Here is a 13,267-nt window from a genome sequence, read left to right as displayed (position 1 = left end):
ATGATGCGCAAAAACGAGTTCAAAAATAATGCTCTATCTTATTATATTTCGGGGACAGTTTATTGTCGCAGATAATCAATTGCGTGCAAGAAGATGATTGTAATTATAGGTGAAAATGGTTACAAAGAGAGCAACTTCATGCATTAAGGATTCAATGTGAATTTTAATTTCCATAAAACTGCGTGTTTATTGGCCGCGAGCCTATTATTACCGCTGAGTGCACAAGCCAATGACAAACCCTTTAGTATCGCTATTCATGGTGGTGCTGGTACGATTTCAAAGGCAAAACTCAGCGATGAGCAGCAACAAGCCTACCGTGACAAATTAAAAGAAGCGATCGATGCGGGGTATAAAGTGCTAAATGATGGCGGTGACAGCGTCACTGCGGTCACTACCGCAATTAATATTTTAGAAGATAGCCCGTTGTTTAATGCTGGTAAAGGCGCGGTGTATACCTTTGATGGCGGTCATGAACTCGATGCATCCTTGATGGACGGTAATACGATGAATGCAGGCGCGGTAAGTGGGGTTAAACACATCAAAAACCCGATTGACCTCGCAAAAGCGGTAATGGATAAGTCGGTACACGTGATGTTGTCGGGTCAAGGAGCAGAGGAGTTCGCCCTTAATCAAGGCTTTACTCTAGTACCTAACCAGTATTTCGACACCAATGCGCGTTATCAACAATTGTTGGATGCGAAAGCCAAAATTTACAATCAGCAGCAAAAGGGCATGGACTACCAAGCTGCACATCAACAGTTAGATGATAATTACAAATTTGGTACTGTGGGTGCGGTAGCGTTAGATAAATCTGGTAATCTCGCTGCGGGCACCTCAACTGGCGGTATGACGGCCAAACGTTTCGGGCGTATTGGTGATTCGCCGGTTATTGGTGCGGGTAACTACGCCGAAAATGGGGTTTGCGCGGTATCTGCAACGGGTCATGGTGAGTACTTTATTCGTTACCACGTTGCTGGCGATATCTGTGCGCGGGCCAAATATGGACAAAAATCCTTATTACAAGCGGCTGATGAGGTGATCAATCAACGCCTGATCACTGCCGGTGGTACAGGTGGCGTGATTGCTATTGATCATTTAGGCAATATTGCCACACCGTTCAATACTGGCGGCATGTATCGTGCGACCCGTAAGAGCGGAGAGCCTGCACAAGTGATGATTTGGCGCGATAAATAAGCCTGAATTTTACCCCAAAAAAGGCAGCTAAAACGCTGCCTTTTTTTGTGGACGATTAGTCATCTTGAGCCCAAAAGTTAATCTGGGCGCGTGATTACTTGGCTCTGATGGCTTGCACACGTTGCCTTACTGCGGTGAACTGATCTAGCAGTTTTAATGCTGATTGCTTAAACACTGGCGCTAAGGTTTTTTCAATGCCGCGGTGAATTAAGTACGCTAAAACTAGCATGACCGCTGTGGTCAACAGCACTAAATAACCAATATTATTTTCATTGCCGAATGTGTTAAATACCATGTAGCCAATGTGCTGGTGAATGAGGTACAGCGGGTAGGTCAAAATACCAAGAAAATACGCCATCTTGGTTCTAAGCGGGTGACTTTTACAAAGCGACGTAATACAAAAGCTAAAGAAGAACAAGCTGTTGAGCACTGCCAATACGCCGCTGTCGAAATCAATCGCAAACCATTGGCTCATCAGTTCCCCAAACAGTATCGACTGTTTGACGACAAACAGATACCCCAGTACTAGCAAGGCGGCTGTGACAGGGTTAAGGCCATCGCGTTTGGTTAAGTAAAATAAGCAGCCCAGTGCAAAATAGCCGCTCCAATGGGGAAAGATACCGTGCCACATATCCACCGCTGCGGCCCAGTCGGTAAATAGCGCCACCGTTGAGCCGATAAGCGTTAATGCGATTAAGTGCAGAAAGTAACGGCTCAGCTTTAATTGCAGAATGAGTAAAACAACAAGATAGAACTGCAACTCAATAAATAGCGTCCAATAAGCACTATCAATGGCGCTGTGACCGAAAAGCGGGTTGATCATGGTGATGTTGGCGAAGAATTGCATAATGGTCACTGAAAAGGTGTCACCGCCAATGAGGATTGTCACAAAGGTAGTAAGCCACAGAGCAAACCAGTAGGCAGGAAACAGTCTGCTAAAGCGTGATGCAAGAAACCGATTAGCATTGTTATCGGCAATGCTCATAAAAATAACAAAACCACTAATGATAAAGAAAAAATTGATCCCTACGTAGCCGTATTTGGTGAACTCTCTTAGATGGGGAAAGTTGGCTATGGTAGCAAACCCTTCCATATAGCCTGTATAAGTATAGTGAAAAATCACCACTGCTAAAGCGGATAAAAATCGTAAAATGTCTATTTCGTAAAACCGAGTATCCATACTGCTATTAATCCATGTTTATCGGGCTAAAATCCTATTAATACAACCTGTTTTAACATGCCCAAAAAAGCATAGCTATGCGACTAATGACCGAGATTCTACCTGCTTTGTTGAGTTTTGAAGTAATGATGAGGTGTATGCAAGCTAGACTAGCTAAAGTAGTAGGATAGATACAATTATCTAGTTATTTCTGTTGATAATAATTTGTAGAAAATTGAATTTTAAAGGCAATACAATAACCCGCATTGCACGAGTATACAAACGGTCAAAATGGCGCTTTTGGGAGCAGAGCCTAGCGGTGACAATTTCGCTAGGCTCTAGCCAATTAGCTTAGTGATATTTCTTCCATAGCATGTAGCCACCCACAATGATCACCGCCAATACAATGGGCAGGATATCTTGCATATGATGGAACAAGCCTACGCCGTCATGACCTGGATGGGCCAGCGCAACCCCTGGCAGCATAGTGGCAAGTAATAGGGATAGTTTTTTCATTGTTAACTCCATTTTATGTCTATTATTTTTACATCAAACTGGTTATATGCCGTCGTTGGCTAAGCTTGTTCCATTTCTAATTGCATCAGTAACATCTCTTCGCCGGCAATAATTTGGGTGTCAAAGCTGTCACATTGAGGACATTTGACTGAACGCTCTGCTATTTCAACTTCGGCCTGGCAATGATGACATTGCAATATAATCGCCTGTTGCTGAATGACTAACTTGGCGTCATAGGCAACCCCTTCAAGTTTGAAGGTCTCAAAAGCCGTGGCAAATAAGCTTGGCTCTACGCCACTAAGTACGCCTATTTTCACCGTCACTTGAGTGATCTTATTGACCTTATTTTCAACAGCATATTCATGACATTGCTCAAGTAATGCTGACACTATCGAGTACTCATGCATTAGCAGATCCTAGGTAGTAGTTCTCCTTGGGGGAGGTCAACAAACCTTGAACTGCCCCAAGGGGTATTTAAGATAACTTTGCCTGGGTGACTTTCGTTTACGTGACCGATAATGGCAGCTTGTTCACAATGGCCATATCGTTGAATAATCTCTAATATGCCGTCGGCTTCGTGTTGCGGGACAGCCAATACAAACGTGCCTTCGTTGGCCAAGTCATGGGCTTCAAAGCCGTATAATTCACATAAACCTTTAACTTCGTCAGTAATGGGTAGCGCTTGCTCATCTACATGAATGGCCACATTCGAGGCTATCGCCCACTCATTGAGCACCGCCGCCAAGCCGCCGCGGGTTGCATCTCGCATAGCATGCAAGGTGACGTTTGATGCGATCAATTGCTCAACCACCGGCCACAAGTTGGCGCAGTCACTGATAAGCTCTGACTCTAGAGTGAGTCCTTCTCTGGCCATTAAAATGGCTGCGCCGTGACGGCCAATATCACCGGAGACGATAATGGCATCACCTTGCTGGATGTTTTTTACGGAAATATCAGGGTACAAGATACGGCCAACCCCAGTGGTGTTGATAAACACGCCGTCCGCACAGCCTTTGGGAACCACTTTAGTGTCACCACAAACGATACGCGTGCCACTCTTATGCAGTTCTTCAGCCATGGTTTGTGCAATGGTTTTTAAATCATCTAAGGGAAAGCCTTCTTCAATAATGAAGCTGCAACTTAAAAACTGTGGCTCAGCCGCCATCATGGCTAAATCGTTGACGGTACCAGCAATGGCCAATTTACCGATATTGCCACCGGCAAAAAAATGCGGCGCAACCGTAAATGAATCGGTAGTAAACGCACAATTGCCAGTAAGGCTAATGGTCGCGGCATCTTCTTCTTGGCGCAAAATAGGGTTATCGAACGCCTTAAAGAACACATCCTTAATCAAGCGGTTCATCTCTTTGCCACCGCCACCATGAGCCAGTTGTACTGCTTTGTTTAGATTTGCCATCGTTAGACTCCGTTATAACGGTAGTATGCGTTGCAAGCGCCCTCTGAGCTCACCATGCAGCTGCCTAAAGGGGTTTCTGGGGAGCAGCCGCGACCAAATACCTTACAATCTTTAGGCTTAGCTAACCCACGTAGAATATCGCCACATTGACAGGCTTTATGATCATCAATATCGGCTACAGATAACAGCGCCTGATAGACAACTTCTGCATCCAAATGGGCGTACTCAGATCTAAGCTGCAAGGCTGAGTCGGCTAACGGGCCAAGCCCGCGCCAGCGAAAGCTGTCGCGTACGTGGAGGTATTTATCAATTAACGCTTGGGCGCTAAGGTTACCTTGCTCGGTGACGGCGCGGCTGTACTGTACATCCAGCTGGGCAATGTTATCGACTTTTTGCTGCACAATACGCAGTATCGATTCCATGACATCGACCGGTTCAAACCCAGACACCACCACAGGCGTTTGATATTGTTCAACCGCAGGTCGATAAATCTTTGCGCCACTAATGACGCTCACATGGGCGGGACCAATAAAAGCATTAACCTTAGTTTGTGGGTCCGCCATGACCGCATCAATTGCCGGCGGCACCAACACGTGGTTGATGTGAAATAGCAGGTTGTCGATTTTCCTCGTAAGGCATTGTTCAATCAAAACAGCGGTCATTGGAGTGGACGTTTCAAAACCAATGGCGAAGAAGATCACCTGCTTATCTGGATTTTCTGCGGCAATTTCAAGTGTATCGAGCGGGTCATATATGGGGCGAATATCGCATCCTTGGGCGCGGTACTGCGCCAAGCTGCCTTTAGAACCAGGCACGCGGATCATATCGCCTAAGGTTACCAAAATTACGTCGCTTTGCTGGGCTAATAGGGCGGCATGATCGATACGCTCTTTCGGCATGATGCACACCGGACAGCCTGGGCCATGAACAAACTCAATGTTAGCGGGTAACAGCTGGTTCAAACCATATTTCATGATGGTGTGGGTATGGCCGCCACACACTTCCATCACATAAAGTGGCTGACTAAGCTTTTTGGCGGCAGCCTCAATCTGTTTGGCCAATCGAGCGATGGTTTTTGGGTCTCGAAATCCCTGATATAAGTCCTTTAGTTCAATCATGCAGTGGTTGCTCCGCTTGATTTAACTTAGCGACGATTTCCCGGTACAAGGCTAAACTTTGCTCGGCATCTTTTGGATCAATTTTATTCATCACAAAACCAATGTGGATCAGAACATAGTCACCAATGGCCAGTGGCTCAGCCATCAAATGACTACTGACTTTGCGTTTTACGCCCATAGTCTCTACTGTGACAGCTTGTTCATTAGTATGTAACTCAACGACTTGAGATGGAATTGAAAGGCACATAGCTAGCTCCTACAATGCTCAGATAACCACTCGGCAAACCGGCGCATGCTGTGACTGTCTTTGACAGATAAGGTGATAACTTGCGCTTTCGGGTTCAGTTTCTTGACCTGCTCTGTGGCCCCTTCAATACTGAAATCGAAGTGAGGCAGTAGATCGGCTTTAGTGATTAGTACCACATCGGCTTTACGAAACATCACCGGGTACTTTTCAATTTTGTCGTCACCTTCGGGAACCGAAACCAGCACCACATTAAAGTGGGTACCCACATCGTATGAAGCTGGGCAGACTAAATTGCCGACATTTTCCACAAAACAGATGTCAAGCGGGGCTAAATCCACATGATGCAGTGCACTATGAACCATAAAAGCATCAAGATGGCAGGCCGAACCGGTTTGAATTTGATAGGCATCGATACCTTTAGCAACCAGTCTGTCGGCGTCTCTTGAGGTTTCTAAGTCACCCTCAATTACGGCATATTTTAACGGGGTATATTCTTGTAAGTGCTCTAGCAGCGTGGTTTTACCGCTACCAGGGCTACTCATAAGATTGAAGGCTGTTACTTGTTGGCTTTCGAAATGCTGGCGGTTGTGCGCCGCTTCATGATCGTTTTTATCAAGAATCTTGTGAATGACGGACAAGGTTTTTTTATCATTCAGTTGGGGGTTAGCGTGTAGGTTGGCATCATTGTGCTCATGGCTATGCCCGACGTGATGATGGTGCTCATGGCAGTGGTCAGCGTTATGATGGTGCTCATGGCTGTGCCCGTCATGATGATCATGCCCATGGCTGTGAGGCCGGGTAATTGAGCAGCCGCAATCTTTACACATAGTCAAACTCCGTTTCCCTATCAGTTAACTTACTATGACCTAGCGGCACAGGTGCCGCTTTGATGCGGGTCATTTTTAGGTCAATTGATATTGGATAAATCAATATGGTTATAGGCGTCTTTTATTAAGTCTTAGTGCGCCAACAGCATAGTTATTGCCTTCAAGCTCTAACATCTGGTTCGTGATTAGCTTGAAATTTTTACCTACTCTCAATTGCACTCGCTGGGCTAACATGCTGTTTTGCCAATCGTTACCAGTAATGGCAACGTGTTTGACACCCACATTTTGATCTAAGTGCTCAATCCAGTTCGCTAAATAGTCGGCAAAAGAGTCATGGATACCAAAGGCCAATTTTTGTTGGCTATTTGGGGTGTCATCGGCCAACCGAAAACTGATCAAACTGCCTAGCATGCGACACCAGTTTAAACTGCGGTGCGCTTCGCCTCGGGTGAGCGAAAAATCTACCCGTGGTGCATTGGGACCGCGATGACTTAAGGCGGCTGCAATCAGTGCGTCACTTAGGGTTGTACTGTCGAGTGTGTCGGTCTCTAGGCCCAAAATAACCGCTGATACGGCCAGTAAGCTGCTAAAACTATTGCGCTTAGCGGTTAGTTTTAGATCGAGTAAACGCAAGTAATCGTGGGGGAATTGTTGCTTAAACTTGTGCAATACCGTTTGTTGAGGGCTTTGCTCTAACTGATGGTAAATCTCATAGCCTGACAGGGGCAGCTCCGGCACCGCAAAAAACAATTGTGACTGCTTTTTACTGTCTAAGGTGTGGATCTGTCCGCCGTAATCGCGACTAAAAAATACTTGGGCGGCATTTTTATCAATCTGATGTTCCAGTAGCACACTATTAAACGCACAGCGTGCCATCTCCTCATCATTGAGCTTTAATGAAGGTATGGTCGTTGCTCGGGCCACTTGATAACAATCGTGTTGATGTTTGGCGAGGTAATTTTTGCCAGCGGGCAGTGCAATACAGGCTTGGTCATGTAAAGGTTTGAGTTTACTGCAAACTTCAGTACTGTGGCTGGCGTTTTGATTAACTTCTACCCAATGGTTATCGATAAAAGCCATGGCCTCAGGCCGCTGCTTGTCATCAATAAATACCCAATCTAGACCTTGCTGCCTTAGCATTTCGGTAATGATCACTAACAGACGATCGCTGGCAAAACACAGATCATAAAGCGGCTGTTTAAGCTGGGGGTGTGCATCGATTGGGCGCGCGGTAATATAGGGTTTTTCTATGCTCGATAAAGCCAACACTTGGCGATCACTTAAATGAAACTGCGCGTTAATGGTGTTGGGGTTGCAAACCAGCAGTGCAGGGCGGTTATCGCTGTGAATAGGACGCATCGACAGACTAAGCTGCTCAGTTAATGCGATTTGCCCGTTGGTGATCAGTTGTTTACTTATCGCGGCTAAATCATCCGTCGTCATTGCCAGTAGGTGATCTGCTAGCTGCTGCTCGCCATGGCAGTGTGTACAAACAAGACCTATTTGGCCAAACTCGGCATGTTGGTTGTCGCCAAACCTCGGCATACAATGCTCACAAAATGGCATTTCAGCTGCTGGGCAAGGTATTGCAGTCTGGCTTCCTTCACGTTGCTCGATTAGCGCAATGCTAGAGTCCTGTAACCAGACCGACATAAGGAAATGTGTCGCAATGTCATCAGCAAGTTGTTCAAGGCACTGCTGCTCGCCACTGGCTTCAATAACATAACGATTGCAATCCACATTGATGGTGATATCGAGCTGCGGATAATCTAAATACTGGTTACATAAATAGGCGTATAGCGGCACTGGCCGCGAGCAGACAAATTCGAATTTAACGATGTTCATCAGCGGTAACTCCGCGTTTATAGGAACTGGGGATCAGTGAATCAATGCTGACTTGATTCACGCGCTCATTGTCAAAGCCTAATGCGGTTAGGTGATTGAGTAGTGTTTGCTCCATGAGCGGGACGGCATTTGCTACCCGCTCTGTTAAGCCTAAAGTCATTGGCTCTAATACTGTGGGTGTACAGCCTAGTACATAGGTTTTGGGGCGATCGCCCACCAGTTCCATCATCATCAGTGTTTGCAGCATTTCGACTTCATGGGCGCTGCCTTGCCAGTCTATCTCGCTAGGGGCTTTGTCGAAGTCAAAAAAATAGACTTCACCAGGTTCAACACCATGAGCATTGACCGTGTCGACGACAATCAGATAATCATATTGGCAGATTATGGGAATTAACCCTTGGGCAAGGGTACCGCCATCCATCATGGTGAGTTGGTGCTCTGGATGACGAAAACGATAATTTTCATTGAGGTAATTAACAAAATGTACGCCGATACCTTCATCGGCGTACAAGACATTACCAATACCAAGTAACAGTATTTTCATGTTGACCTTAAATCAGTGCTTTTTCGGGTGGTAGTCATAACCAGACACAATCGAATCAACCGAGTTGTGTTTGAATCGAATACCGGTCCAAACTGCCATATACACATGTACTACAACAAAGATGATGAACACCCACGTGAAGTAATGGTGCCAAAGCCTAACTTGCGCTAAGCCACCCATCTGTGCAGTAAGCCAGGCGGCGCTATCCCATAACATGCCACCAAGACCGAGGTGATATACATTGGCATAAAGCACCAGTCCTGTAATGCAGATCAGCGCGGCAATGACTGAAATCGCAAAGTAGGTCACGAACTGCAGTGGACCATAGACGCCTTTTTTGTCTAAATGTCCCATCCATAAATAGGACTTCAGTTGTGTGATCCAACTGTTAACGTTGGTGACGTCCTTAAATGAGCGACGTTCAATATCACTTTTACTGAAAAAGAACAGATAGGCACGGGCCAAGGTAATAGCGCAAAGCAAAAAGCCAAACACTAAATGGGCAAAGCGGATCCATCCTTGTACCAGTACATCTGAACTGCTTGGCGCGACCAAAAATGGCCAAGCAATGTAGAAGCCTGTTACAACGAGAACCAATATGGCCAGAGCGCGCAGCCAGTGGAAAATCCGTATCGCCGCGCTAAAAATAAAGGCTCTCTCATAGGGTACATGTTGTGTATCCATGAGTTACTCCTTAACTATTGCCGTTAGGGTCAATTCGAAACTCACTCAGCGACTGACCTTGATAATCCATCACGTGTACAGAACAGGCCATACAAGGGTCAAATGAGTGAATAATACGAATGACTTCGAGCGGTTTGGTTGGGTCTTCAAGTTTGAGTCCGACCAATGACGCTTCATAGGGACCCACTTTGCCGGCAGCATCAACAGGGCCAGCATTCCACGTGGTAGGTACCACAGCTTGATAGTTCTCTACCACGCCATTTTTGATACGGATCCAGTGGCTTAGCATTCCCCGCGGTGCTTCAATCATAGCGTGACCGACATATTCGCGGCTGGGGTCCAAATCTGGGGTGACATAGGTACTGTCATCAACTTGAATATTGGTGAGCAGCGCATCAAAGGTTTTTAAGCCTTCCTCGGCCACAATGACGGTTTGTAGCATCCGCGCCGCGGTGCGGCCTAATGTGGTAAATAGCGCCGCTACCGGCAAACCCGTCACAGATAGCAGCTCATTAACGGAGTCGACCACCACTTTGTTGCCTCTGGCATAGCTCACTAGCAAACTCGCTAATGGACCCACTTCCACAGGCTCACCATTGTAGCGCGGCGATTTAACCCAAGAGTACTTGCCATCACCGTCAAGGGTGGGCAGTTTGCCATACACGGTATCGCGTTCCACAAAGCCGGTGTAATTGGGTACAGTGGTACCATCATAAGGGTGCTGTGGCCCTTCGGCGTCGTACCAAGCATGGCTGACATCTTCTTTAATGAACTCAGGGTTTAGGTCGCTCACACCCGCTAAGTCGCCGTTCATGATCACGCCTTGATCGAACATGTATTGACCGTCAGCAAGTATAAAATCATTAGTGGCCAAGAAGTTACTTACATTGACACCACCTAACACGCTCGGTTCAGTGCCAAAGGCTTCAGCTGCCATGACAATATCGGCTTTATAAGCACGGTGAATAAAGTCAGTAACAATGGCATGCTTTTGCTTCCACTCTTGCAATCTTGCCGGGCTGAGCATATCGCGTACAGAGGTAACACCGCCGACAACCAGTGATTGTGGGTGCGGTGACTTACCACCAAATATCGCCAGCATCTCTGCGGCTATGCGCTGTACTTCTAGGGCTTTTAGATAATGTGACAGGGCAATCAAGTTTTGCTCTGGGGTAAACTTATAAGTGCCATTGCCCCAATAAGCATTGGCAAATGGACCGAGTTTACCGGTTTCAACAAAGCCTTTAACCCGCTCTTGTACCGCTCGCAGCTCACCTTCACCTGCGGCGATGGGTTTGTCACTGTATTGCATAGCAACTTGCGCCGCTTTGGCTGGATCGGCACTTAAAGCGGACACAACATCGACCCAATCTAAACCATGTAGATGGTAGAAGTGCACAATGTGGTCGTGCATATACAGCGATGTTTGCATTAACGATCTGAGGTATTTGGCATTCAGTGGAATATCAATACCGAGTGCATTCTCCACCGCTTCTGTACCGCAGCGGTAATGGGAGTAGGTACATACCCCACAAATACGCTGCACGATTAATCCCACATCCATGGGGGTACGGCCTTTAAGAATGACCTCAATACCGCGCCATAATGTAGAGGAAGACCAAGCTTTTTGAATGACATTGTTGTCATCCACTTCCACTTCAATGCGCAAATGGCCTTCAATTCGGGTAATAGGATCGATTACGACTCGTTTGCTCATTGACTTAGCTCTCCTCTGATTTTGCAAAAACGCTGGCAACAGCATGGGCACCAATACCGATAGCGGTGGCACCTAAAATGACAGCACCTATAGTGTCTGCGGTGGCATCAAGTCCATGAAGCAGTTGTCGTCCTAATGGTTTTTCAAAGTCAGCCATATCATCCCAGAAGTTTGGCTCCGAGCAGCCCATACATCCATGGCCGGCTAGTACTGGCCAACTGGTGTGATGATTAAAGCGCTCGGTGGGGCAGTTGTTATAGGTGTAAGGGCCTTTGCAACCGACCTTGTAAAGGCAGTAACCCTCTTTAGCACCGTGGTCGCCAAAGGTTTCAACAAACTCACCGGCATCAAAGCGGCCACGACGTTCACAATTGTCATGCACTCTGGCACCGTAGGCCCATTTAGGGCGATTAAACATATCTAAAGCGGGGAGTTTGCCAAACATGATGAAGTACATCAGTGTACCAACGATATTCTTTTCGCTGGGTGGGCAGCCACCGAGGTTGATGACGGTTTTGTTGACTACCTCAGCAACTCCTTTAGCACCGGTTGGGTTGGGCGCCGCGGCTTGTATTCCACCAAATGCTGCACAAGTACCCACGGAGATGATGGCCGCAGCCCCATCGGCAGCATGTTTCACAATATCTAGGCCGGTATGGCCTTTACAGCCAACGGTCAGGAAAGCGCCATTGTTGGCGGTAGGAATGGCGCCTTCTACTGCTAGTAGATAGTTGCCTTTGTAAGCTTCCATTGCATGCTCAAGATTTTCTTCAGCTTGCCAGCCTGAAGCGGCCATTAACGTTTCGTGGTATTCCAGTGATACGTGATCAAAAATCAAAGTATCGAGGTTAGGCGTATCAGCGCGCACTAATGACTCAGAACAACCGGTACATTCAGCCATGTGTAACCAAATCAGCGGAACGCGGTCTGCTAGTTCAGCAGCTTCGGCAACTAAGGTACTAAAAGGGAGGGGGAGTGCGAGCATGCTTGTGACCGCAGCACTCCATTTCATAAAGTCACGACGTGAAATGCCATGCTGTTCCATTTTATCTTTCAGCGAATCGACATGGCGTGGTTTCAAGCTACGCAGTTTCGCCAGGCGTGCTTGTCCCTGTTGGTATAGGGCTGCATGTGTGTCCATGGTTAAACCTTTGTTATAGTAATGATCGGATTTTGTTTTACTGCTCCACGTTTTAAAGTTTAAGCTCCAAGTTCTAGCTAATTATTGACGTATATCAAGCTTTACAATGCTTGTGATGTTGCGCGGAATCTAACCACTATCAACATGAGCTAGATCATAGTTTTTTGAGCAGTTGAGACAAAATGTCGCAAATGTAGAGTAAAAGTTGCTTGAGATCACAGTTTTAAGGCAGGCTTTAGCTGGGCTAAACAACGAACGCCGATTGGGGTAATCGGATAAACTCTGTAGCAAGTGTTAAATTTTGGTTTACACTCAAAGTGAAGCGGTTAAATAAATAAAGGCCTTTTATTTGAGGTCATTGGGAGGTGTTGCTATGGATTCTATTAAAGTTGCTGAACATATGGATCGTCATCCGGTGTTGCTAGAGGCAAACATGAGTCTCGCTACTGCGGTAGATAATCTGCTAAAAAATAAGAAACTCGGCGCGCCAGTTATCGACAATAGCGGCCAATTGGTAGGCTTTTTATCCCAACAAGATTGTTTAGCCGTTATGCTCAAAAGTAGTTATCACTGTGACTTAGTGGCTAACGTAAGCGACTGCATGAAATCCGAGGTATTAACGGTCACGACCGATGACAATGTGTTGCAACTGGCTGAACAAATGTTGCAAAACAAACCGAAGATCTATCCGGTTTTAGACAATAACAAAGTGGTCGGTACCATTGATCGCACCGCGGTACTGCAGGCCATCAATGTGTCGATGCAAGAGTGCTATTTGGCGCCAGTGTAATCTGCTTGGTTATAAAATTAGCGAATTGCCGTAGCACTTGCTAGCTGAGCTAATTTCTCGTATCAAAA

At 46.4% G+C, this 13,267-nt stretch carries 14 protein-coding genes; 2 read left to right on the top strand and 12 right to left on the bottom strand.

The genetic code is table 11. The features are described from left to right. The first annotated feature begins 189 nt into the window (after positions 1 to 189). A complete protein-coding gene (locus tag FLM48_RS12150) occupies positions 190 to 1,194 on the top strand; it encodes an isoaspartyl peptidase/L-asparaginase family protein (protein ID WP_256871137.1) in 1,005 nt (334 codons plus the stop codon). A gap of 94 nt (positions 1,195 to 1,288) precedes the next feature. Here the strand turns inward: FLM48_RS12150 and FLM48_RS12145 are convergent, their stop codons facing one another. The 12 genes from FLM48_RS12145 to hyaA form a co-directional block, all read right to left on the bottom strand. Beyond that, a complete protein-coding gene (locus tag FLM48_RS12145) occupies positions 1,289 to 2,374 on the bottom strand; it encodes an acyltransferase (RefSeq protein WP_179024817.1) in 1,086 nt (361 codons plus the stop codon). A gap of 330 nt (positions 2,375 to 2,704) precedes the next feature. Then, positions 2,705 to 2,869, bottom strand: a complete 165-nt coding sequence (locus FLM48_RS12140; RefSeq protein ID WP_169732706.1) for a hypothetical protein — start codon at positions 2,867 to 2,869, stop codon at positions 2,705 to 2,707. A gap of 59 nt (positions 2,870 to 2,928) precedes the next feature. Further along, positions 2,929 to 3,276 carry a hydrogenase maturation nickel metallochaperone HypA gene (hypA, locus tag FLM48_RS12135; RefSeq protein ID WP_028774229.1) on the bottom strand — a complete coding sequence of 116 codons (348 nt, stop codon included), beginning with the start codon at positions 3,274 to 3,276 and terminating at the stop codon, positions 2,929 to 2,931. Beyond that, entirely contained in the window at positions 3,276 to 4,286 is a 1,011-nt protein-coding gene (hypE, locus tag FLM48_RS12130) for a hydrogenase expression/formation protein HypE (protein WP_179024816.1), read from the bottom strand. The genes hypA and hypE overlap by 1 nt, the downstream gene beginning before the upstream one ends. A 2-nt stretch (positions 4,287 to 4,288) precedes the next feature. After that, complete coding sequence (gene hypD, locus FLM48_RS12125) at positions 4,289 to 5,404, bottom strand: hydrogenase formation protein HypD (protein WP_179024815.1); 1,116 nt, start codon at positions 5,402 to 5,404, stop codon at positions 4,289 to 4,291. Continuing rightward, positions 5,397 to 5,651 carry a HypC/HybG/HupF family hydrogenase formation chaperone gene (locus FLM48_RS12120; protein WP_179024814.1) on the bottom strand — a complete coding sequence of 85 codons (255 nt, stop codon included), beginning with the start codon at positions 5,649 to 5,651 and terminating at the stop codon, positions 5,397 to 5,399. The genes hypD and FLM48_RS12120 overlap by 8 nt, the downstream gene beginning before the upstream one ends. 2 nt (positions 5,652 to 5,653) lie before the next feature. Next, positions 5,654 to 6,478 (bottom strand): hydrogenase nickel incorporation protein HypB, encoded by an 825-nt coding sequence (gene hypB / locus FLM48_RS12115; protein ID WP_179024813.1) that lies wholly within the window; start codon positions 6,476 to 6,478, stop codon positions 5,654 to 5,656. Between the two features lie 108 nt (positions 6,479 to 6,586). Beyond that, positions 6,587 to 8,323 (bottom strand): NiFe hydrogenase, encoded by a 1,737-nt coding sequence (locus FLM48_RS12110; protein ID WP_179024812.1) that lies wholly within the window; start codon positions 8,321 to 8,323, stop codon positions 6,587 to 6,589. After that, positions 8,310 to 8,867: a HyaD/HybD family hydrogenase maturation endopeptidase gene (locus FLM48_RS12105; protein ID WP_179024811.1), complete on the bottom strand. Its 558-nt coding sequence runs from the start codon at positions 8,865 to 8,867 to the stop codon at positions 8,310 to 8,312. The genes FLM48_RS12110 and FLM48_RS12105 overlap by 14 nt, the downstream gene beginning before the upstream one ends. Before the next feature lie 12 nt (positions 8,868 to 8,879). Next, positions 8,880 to 9,551: a Ni/Fe-hydrogenase, b-type cytochrome subunit gene (cybH, locus tag FLM48_RS12100; RefSeq protein WP_037471400.1), complete on the bottom strand. Its 672-nt coding sequence runs from the start codon at positions 9,549 to 9,551 to the stop codon at positions 8,880 to 8,882. Positions 9,552 to 9,561: 10 nt separating this feature from the next. Next, positions 9,562 to 11,268: a nickel-dependent hydrogenase large subunit gene (gene hyaB, locus FLM48_RS12095; RefSeq protein ID WP_028774221.1), complete on the bottom strand. Its 1,707-nt coding sequence runs from the start codon at positions 11,266 to 11,268 to the stop codon at positions 9,562 to 9,564. 4 nt (positions 11,269 to 11,272) lie between these two features. Beyond that, positions 11,273 to 12,409 (bottom strand): nickel-dependent hydrogenase small subunit, encoded by a 1,137-nt coding sequence (gene hyaA, locus FLM48_RS12090; RefSeq protein WP_179024810.1) that lies wholly within the window; start codon positions 12,407 to 12,409, stop codon positions 11,273 to 11,275. Positions 12,410 to 12,782: 373 nt separating this feature from the next. Between hyaA and FLM48_RS12085 the strand changes: the two genes are divergently transcribed. Next, positions 12,783 to 13,199 carry a CBS domain-containing protein gene (locus FLM48_RS12085; protein WP_028774219.1) on the top strand — a complete coding sequence of 139 codons (417 nt, stop codon included), beginning with the start codon at positions 12,783 to 12,785 and terminating at the stop codon, positions 13,197 to 13,199. Positions 13,200 to 13,267: the final 68 nt, after the last annotated feature.

Origin of the sequence: Shewanella sp. Scap07 (assembly GCF_013394145.1) — a bacterium.
Taxonomy (GTDB): Bacteria; Pseudomonadota; Gammaproteobacteria; order Enterobacterales; family Shewanellaceae; genus Shewanella; species Shewanella waksmanii.
The sequence above is the reverse complement of the archived record's forward strand: the minus strand, read 5'-3'. Positions and strand labels throughout refer to the sequence as shown.

Coding starts and splice junctions, on each gene's coding strand:
- hypA (WP_028774229.1), bottom strand. CDS start 3,276: ATGCATGAGTACTCGATAGTGTCAGCATTACTTGAGCAATGTCATGAA.
- cybH (WP_037471400.1), bottom strand. CDS start 9,551: ATGGATACACAACATGTACCCTATGAGAGAGCCTTTATTTTTAGCGCG.
- hyaB (WP_028774221.1), bottom strand. CDS start 11,268: ATGAGCAAACGAGTCGTAATCGATCCTATTACCCGAATTGAAGGCCAT.
- FLM48_RS12140 (WP_169732706.1), bottom strand. CDS start 2,869: ATGAAAAAACTATCCCTATTACTTGCCACTATGCTGCCAGGGGTTGCG.
- FLM48_RS12105 (WP_179024811.1), bottom strand. CDS start 8,867: ATGAAAATACTGTTACTTGGTATTGGTAATGTCTTGTACGCCGATGAA.
- hypE (WP_179024816.1), bottom strand. CDS start 4,286: ATGGCAAATCTAAACAAAGCAGTACAACTGGCTCATGGTGGCGGTGGC.
- FLM48_RS12110 (WP_179024812.1), bottom strand. CDS start 8,323: ATGAACATCGTTAAATTCGAATTTGTCTGCTCGCGGCCAGTGCCGCTA.
- FLM48_RS12145 (WP_179024817.1), bottom strand. CDS start 2,374: ATGGATACTCGGTTTTACGAAATAGACATTTTACGATTTTTATCCGCT.
- hypB (WP_179024813.1), bottom strand. CDS start 6,478: ATGTGTAAAGATTGCGGCTGCTCAATTACCCGGCCTCACAGCCATGGG.
- hyaA (WP_179024810.1), bottom strand. CDS start 12,409: ATGGACACACATGCAGCCCTATACCAACAGGGACAAGCACGCCTGGCG.
- FLM48_RS12120 (WP_179024814.1), bottom strand. CDS start 5,651: ATGTGCCTTTCAATTCCATCTCAAGTCGTTGAGTTACATACTAATGAA.
- FLM48_RS12085 (WP_028774219.1), top strand. CDS start 12,783: ATGGATTCTATTAAAGTTGCTGAACATATGGATCGTCATCCGGTGTTG.
- hypD (WP_179024815.1), bottom strand. CDS start 5,404: ATGATTGAACTAAAGGACTTATATCAGGGATTTCGAGACCCAAAAACC.